This is a genomic window from Aerococcus sp. L_32 (assembly GCF_050689315.1).
Window position 1 is genome coordinate 1 of sequence record NZ_JBOEQF010000519.1, and the last position, 1244, is coordinate 1244.

Below are 1244 nucleotides of genomic sequence, written 5' to 3' on the forward strand. Positions count from 1 at the left end.
CTTCAACAGGATGTCTTGGGCCTTTTGGATCTCCTGGTAGTCCAGTAAAGATAAGGTATCTTGGATGGTGTTTTGGTCTAGACTGGCCATCTTGTTGGCGATAGTGGCTAGGGAATCGTTTTTGGCAAAAGGACGGTTGGCGTCAATGGTATTGTAGTGGCTGTTTAAATACAACCATTCGTCTAGGTAGGCGGTGCGTAAATCCGTCCACCCTTTGTACCCCAGTTTCTTGGCTACCCGGATGAGACTGGTGGGATTGGTATGGGTGATTTCTGCGAAATGTGTAGTCGTTAATTGGTCGAGTTTTTCCGGATGTTCAATCATGTATTGTACTAAGGATTGTTCAGCATGGGAAAAGTGAGTGGTTTTCATTTGTTCAATCAGCAACATGGCGGTACCCCCTTTTTACAAATAATAGCATATTTTGTGTAAGAGTGACACAAGATTTCAGATTAGTTGGGCTTACTTTGTGTTTAGCCTTACTATTTGATTTATCCATATTGTAAAGGGTTACAATATCGAATATGATGAAGGTGATCAAAATATAGGAGGTTACACAGGATGGCTAAAGGTTTAAAAATTGTCACAATTGGTGGCGGTTCTTCGTATACACCAGAATTGATTGAAGGGTATATTAAACGTAAAGATGAAATGCCAATTGAAGAGATTGTCTTAGTGGATATTGAGGCAGGGCAAGAAAAATTAAATATTGTTGGTGAAATGGCTAAGCGAATGGTGAAAGCGGCTGGTCTAGATTGGAAGGTTACTTTAACCTTAGACCGGTTTAATGCTTTGAAAGATGCGGACTTTGTAACGACACAATTCCGTGTAGGTTTACTGGATGCTCGTGTGAAAGATGAGCGAATTCCTTTATCTCATGGCATCCTAGGACAAGAAACAAATGGTGCTGGTGGGATATTGAAGGCCTTTAGAACAATCCCAATTATTGGCCAAATTATTGAAGATATGAAAGTACAATGTCCGGATGCTTGGTTGATTAACTTTACCAATCCAGCGGGGATGGTCACTGAAGCAGCGATTAAACAATTCGGTTGGAAGCGGACAATTGGTTTATGTAATGTGCCGATTACCCACTGTATGGATATTGCCGGGCAGTTGGATGTTGACCAGGAAGACTTGTTCTACCAATTTGCTGGTATTAACCACTTCCACTGGCATAAAGTTTGGGACCGTCAAGGCAAGGAATTAACAGCTAAAGTCATTGATTTACTATACAAAAAATC

Annotated in this window: 1 protein-coding gene and 1 pseudogene; one reads left to right on the forward strand and one right to left on the reverse strand. The window is 40.9% G+C overall.

Annotated elements, in window-relative coordinates; translation table 11 throughout:
- A partial coding sequence (locus ACRCJ0_RS14405) for a MurR/RpiR family transcriptional regulator (protein ID WP_431390900.1) occupies positions 1 to 390 on the reverse strand: 390 nt, incomplete at its 3' end.
- A gap of 171 nt (positions 391 to 561) precedes the next feature.
- Between ACRCJ0_RS14405 and ACRCJ0_RS14410 the strand changes: the two are divergent.
- Positions 562 to 1244 (forward strand): annotated as a pseudogene (locus ACRCJ0_RS14410) (6-phospho-beta-glucosidase); the annotation flags it as partial.